Origin of the sequence: Allocoleopsis sp., assembly GCF_036703385.1 — a bacterium.
Lineage (GTDB): Bacteria > Cyanobacteriota > Cyanobacteriia > Cyanobacteriales > Coleofasciculaceae > Allocoleopsis.
This window is the reverse complement of the sequence record NZ_DATNPA010000254.1, coordinates 1-5,768: the sequence shown is the minus strand read 5'-3', so window position 1 is coordinate 5,768 and position 5,768 is coordinate 1. Positions and strand designations below refer to the sequence as shown.

Below are 5,768 nucleotides of genomic sequence, written 5' to 3'. Positions count from 1 at the left end.
GTTACAGCTTCGTACCAAACCCCTACTTCGCTATAGCGCAGAAACTTCTGTTGGAGTTTGGTTTGCTCTAAATCCCGATTTAGTGATGGGTTCAGGGCAACCCGTTGCACCCAGCCCTCAACCGATCTGAAATCGCTACGCTCTTGTGCATCGCAATAAATGGTGAAGTACCACTTATAGCGCTTATCCACCTCAAGCGCGGGTACTGTGTTAGGAAGCTTGAATCCAACGACTCCAGGCGTAGCTCCCGACTCGGATAACTGGGTTTGGTAGATGAGGTTGTCCTGATCATCTTTGAGAATGAACTCAACCGGGCGTGTAGACGTGAGGGCATAGGGAAAATAAAACCACAAGGTAGGATGGGCGGCAACTGTTAAGCCCAAGACTGAGTCGCCACGAGTAGTAGGGGAGGATGGAATAATCGGCACCAAAGCGGTGAGACTCTTGCTGGCGACGGGGCAAGCACCCCGACTTCCGCCACCAACTCGTTTACCGGGTGCGGGTGCGCCTCGGTCTTTGAGTAGTGGTGGGGTTTTGAAGGTATTAGCAGCACTACGACTGGCTAGTTGTCCTAGAGTCTGGGCGAGTTTTAACCGGAGCAAGGAGGGGTGAGTTGCTACAGCAGGCTTGGCGGTGATGGGGGATAGGGTAGATTGGGCGGGTATGGGTGTTGCCAAACTCGCTACGGGAAGGCTGCCATACGCACTGACAACAGTTAAACTAATCGCTAAAATTTTTGGGAGTTGGGAAAGCTTTTGGTAAATCATGATTCAACAGCTAAGGTGTGAAGGTTGAATGTCGAGATTGCCAGGTGATGTAAGCAAAAACGCTGCCACTGGTGAAGACCAAAACCAAGACGGCTGGGACAAGCGGTACCCAAGTTCCCTGGATAAATAGCACAAAACTAAGTCCGTACAAGATGGCGATCGCACCCACAACAACCACCCAGCGCGACCCTCTGAGAAAGTGCCAGCCGATCAGACCGCCAGCTAGCGACCATCCCCAAATCCACAGGGCTTCACCCCACCCAGGCCAAACCCGCAACAGAGGGCGTCCATCCAAAACCGCGCTGAGAATCTGACTGACTTGCTGGGCATGAACGACGACCCCTGGAATTGTTTGAGCGTAGGGTGTGGGAAAAAAGTCCTTCGCGCTAGGCGCTGTAACACCGATGAAAACCACCCGGTCCTTAACCGCATTAGGATTGATCTGACCCTTGAGAACTTGCTGGACGCTGACTTGTCCGGCAAAATCCTCAGGAGAGCGGTAGAAGCGATAATTGAGCAGCACTTGATGACCCCAAGTATCAGCGCCTTGGTAGCCACTGCTGTGAGATTCTAAAGGCTTAAAAACGACTTTGCCCAGTTTTAACAACCCATCTGGGGTTACTTGACGTGAGATACCTTGTGCCTCCAGGTAGCGCAATGCGACCTGAGTACTGAGGGTGTACTGGGGAGTACAAGGAGAGGCAGGAGACGGGGTCATCGCCAACAGATGACGACGGACAATGCCACCTGAATCGATCGCAACATCACTTAAGCCCAGGTTCGCCTGTGGAACTTCTGGCGGTGGTTCAATCGCTGAGTCGTTACGGTCTGTACTGGCTTGGCATACGCCAATGAAGCGATGGCTTTCTCTAAGATATTTGGCTAATTCTGGATACTTGGCTTCTACAGGGAAATCCCGATAGATATCTAAACCAATTACCCTAGGTTGATAGGATTCTAGTTTCGCTAACAATTTGGCTAGGGTGCGATCGGAGAGTGACCCACGCCGGAATTCATTTCCCTGAGCTTTAATATCGTCTTCCGTGACGGTGACGACCAAAAGACGCGAATCTGGGGGTTCGGCGGGTCGGTGTCGCATCATCTCGTCGAACGCCCGCAACTCTAGTGGTTGTAGGAATCCCATATGTCGAATTCCTAGCAATAAAAATGTAATGCCTACACTGAGAAGCAAGATAGTACGAAGTCGGTTAGGAATCGGCTGCGGTGGAGGTGGAGGTGGAGGTGAAGGTGGGATGAAACCCTGGTACAACTCTTCCCAAGTTGGTGGCACGACGGCAGGATTTTGGAAAATCATGGGTAACCAAGTTGCACAAGGAAATCGATCTTCCAATCCTTGCAATCGTTCTCTAGCTTCTCGCACGGCGAGATAAAACGATTCACCTTGGGAAAAGGTGTCTAAAAAGTACTTTAAAAATTCTTGGGAGACGCGATCAGGTACAGGCTCCCTCATTACCACAGTTTGTGGAATTTGTAAATCTACTAAATTTTGCGCTAATCCTAAGCCATCACAAGAGTTGAAAATTGCGATTTTTAAACCTTTTTCTACGGCTTTTTTAACGGCAAATCTTAATTGGTCAATGGTTAAACTATCTGTTTGATTAAGATATATCCGACCTGTTTCGCCATTTTCGTGGCTGGAACTATGACCTGCAAAGAAAAGAATATCCCAGTCCTGTGTCCAAAGCTCGTCATTGAGTTCTTGACGTTGTGGCTCTACTAAAAATCGAACTTCGGCGTTGGGTAACTGTTCGAGCAAGAGGCGATCGGCTTGAATATCAATTCCTTTACTATTACCGAGAATCGCTAAGATTCTGACTTTGGAGTGTGAGGAGGGGATGGGTATGTAGGGGCGGAAGCTAAGTGGACTTAGGGCAATCTCGGCTTTGGGATAGCGATCGCAAAAATTCCACAGATGCCAGGGGAGTCGTCGTAACCAAGGATTATCGGTTTGAATGATCAGCCGGATTTCCTGAGAAGGCATGAGTTGTTCGAGTAATTTCTCTCGAATCGGGCGAAATGGCTCAGAGTCGAGCCAAGCATTGAGGCGATCGCGTAAAATTTGGGCTGCACTACAGCAACTTTCTATTGTAGAAACATTCGTGACCTGGGCAACACTGGCTTCGAGTCGGGAACGCAGTCCCAAACGGCGATAATTGGTAGCCCATGTACCGTAGTATTTGGGAATTTCTGGGATCGGTGGCAGTTTTCCGATTGTTTCTAAACAGGGGTGACGTTCATCGTCTCCAATTTGTAAGGTGACGGGAAATCCCTGCTCAAAGCTACCATCCCATAGCTTGAGGACGACTAACTTACCCATGATGGCTTCTCCAGATCGCAGTTAAGGGCATTGCATCGGCAATCGAGATGACTCCGTGGTACGCTCCTAGAAGTTCTATCTCCTATCATTGTTAGGCTATGCACTTCTGTGTTGTGGGAATTCGCTCAAAGAGCTTTGGATTGACCGATCCTTAACAAAAATTCACGGATTCCAGCACGATCCAGTTCCGCTTAAAGGCTTCGCTGGTTGCTTGGGAAGATGAGTGAAGGAGAGAAGATGGAAATCTGGGCTTTCACTGTTGCCAAGGCGAGTACGTCAATGGCTTAAAGACCGATTAGGGCTTCCCTGCTGGCAACTCCCAACCTTCTTGAGAAAGGAGGGCAGAGATTGGGGGATGATGACACTCACAGTACAAAGTCTTCTATGACGCTGGCATCACCCAAAGCGACTTTAACGCTAAATTGTTCCCCAGGTACACCACTAAACTGTAACTGTATATAATTATCCGCATTTCTGGCTTGGGCTTCCAGAAAAATTAATCCAGATTCATCGAGGACGGTGAGTTGAAGCAGTGGGGGGAGATACAATTGATCGCCGATGGGATGCACCTGGAGGAGAATATTGGTTTTGCGATCGGATTCGGGTTGGAGTTCCACCACTAAAGCCACTGGGTAACCCGCTAGCTGCATTCCTAAATCGATGAGCTTAGCGCGACTGATGTATTCTTTATAGAGTTCAGGTTCAGCCATAACGGAATCGGGGGCACTGCGGAAACTAAAGGCTAAATCAGACTCGGCTGGGGCTAACAGCGTTTCTACGGTTTCCCAACCTCGCTCAAAGGTATTGAAAAGCCATTGGCTCAAGTTGATTTTTGCCTTCTTGGGTTGTATCACAGGTTGAGGTTCTACCAGACAATCGATTAAATCTTCTATCGGTTGTAGCTGCCTAATGGGTAATTCTTCTCTAGCTACGTTTTGGGTAAAACCTAATACGGTTGCTTCAAGGGAGAGTTCATCGATCTCAACAACAACATAGCCAACTCTATCTAACCAAACTTCGGGAGGAATATAGCAATTGGGCTGAGAGTTTTGGTGGGGGCGACATTCTACCCGACCTACTCCTGTGACTTCCAAGTCAGCAACATTCGCACACAGGCGTAATACAGGATTCCAGCTGTCGCTAGCTTTTAAGTTTGTCGGAATGCCCATCATCTGCAAGTAGTCATTGACTACACATACGGCTAAGGTATTGAACCGGACTTGCTCAGCTTTTTGAGGGGTGGGTTGTTCGTTGGCAAACTGCTGTGCTGTACGAAGTGCCGTCTGAGTGATGGGTAGCGACAAGGACAAGTTGTCTAGCTCGTGGGTGGGGTGTGTCATGGTATTCTTCCTTGAGTGGTACTGAATCGTTGGGGTTAGGTACAGCAGCTAAAACAGGTAGATGAACTCTGGCTAAATCTCTCTACTATAGATATCCCTCTGATTCACCAAATTTACGCAGCCGAGGTAGACATTGTCGCTGATAAAAACTGCTCAATGTCGAAACTGATAGGTTAAATTCTGTAGCCAGGTCTTTCCAGCTGGTTTCCGGGGGCAAGCGCCGCAGGATTAAGATTTGGGCGGTTACATCTGGACGGTTGGCGATGTGGATACCGTTTAATTCACCGTCTGGATCGGCTTCAACCCATTGCTTGACTTGTTCTAGCAGTGGGGGAACGTCCGGTTCAGAAGGAATTGTTTCGAGTGGATCAAAACCTTCATTATAATCATCTCGTTTTGGGGTAACGATTTTTTTTTCCCGCTGGCGAGCGTCCTCGCTCAAATCCTGGAGTCGTTTCTTGAGGTAGAAATTTAACCAGGTGACAATACTACCCCGATCAGGGTCGTAAGCTTTACCTGTCCTGCCTTCGCAGATGTTCTGGCAGAAATAAATCCAGGTTTGTTGCAGGGCGTCTTGATAGTATGGGGTATTCTCTCGCCAAAGTTTGGGGGCGACTAAGCGAATAATCTTTGTTAGGTGCTTCTGACGCGCGGCACTTCCTGGTGGATATTGACAGGCTTGTGTAACCAATGAGTCGCCGCGTTCCTCCAGTGTGTTCATTGAGCGATCGCTCCTTAAGTTTTTCTACTGCCGATTGTGTCTAGAGATATGCAAATTCTATGGAACGGTTCGGATTTCTTAGGTTCTGAGTAAGGCGATGCGTTTGTACATTTATGGCGTTGCTGATTCCAGTAATGTTCCTGTGAGGGTACCCTTGTGCGAACTCTCCCCTCTGGGAAGGCTAACACAAGGGCTGCCCCTACTTCATTTTTCGCATATCCTGCAAGGAACTCGACCAAAAAGCACTCTTTTTGGGTACCTTTGTTCTGCAATGCGAGAGGTTGGGGTGGGTACCTATAAGCCACTGACCTCTTGAAGAGCTCTCTTCTTGGATGGGCAAGATGCCCATCCCACTCTTAGTCATTTTTTCTTGTGGGGTAGGCGTCCCGCCTGCCCAAAATTTGTTCAACTTGCCCAGTCTCGTATTCAATCTTAGGGATTTTAGTTGATTTCGACCTTGATAGTTCAAGGCAGCTTCGATGTGATGGCAGATGTTTCAATCCCTGATAGGGATTTTAGTCGATTTCAACTTTCTTTGTAGTACGTTTCCCAATAGTATCGGTCAGTTTCAATCCCTGATAGGGATTTTAGTCGATTTCAAC

The 5,768-nt window shown here is 48.3% G+C and carries 4 protein-coding genes; all 4 read right to left on the bottom strand.

Going from position 1 to position 5,768, the window contains the following annotated elements; genetic code table 11:
- The coding region (locus V6C93_RS12235; protein ID WP_333476939.1) for a DUF928 domain-containing protein at window positions 1-767 on the bottom strand (767 nt) is incomplete at its 3' end.
- 10 nt (window positions 768-777) lie between these two features.
- Window positions 778-3,105, bottom strand: a complete 2,328-nt coding sequence (locus V6C93_RS12230) for a CHASE2 domain-containing protein (protein ID WP_333476938.1) — start codon at window positions 3,103-3,105, stop codon at window positions 778-780.
- A gap of 365 nt (window positions 3,106-3,470) precedes the next feature.
- Window positions 3,471-4,445 carry a DUF1822 family protein gene (locus tag V6C93_RS12225; protein ID WP_333476937.1) on the bottom strand — a complete coding sequence of 325 codons (975 nt, stop codon included), beginning with the start codon at window positions 4,443-4,445 and terminating at the stop codon, window positions 3,471-3,473.
- Window positions 4,446-4,530: 85 nt separating this feature from the next.
- Window positions 4,531-5,166, bottom strand: coding sequence for a sigma-70 family RNA polymerase sigma factor (locus tag V6C93_RS12220; protein ID WP_333476936.1), 636 nt, complete (start codon window positions 5,164-5,166; stop codon window positions 4,531-4,533).
- Window positions 5,167-5,768 lie beyond the last annotated feature (602 nt).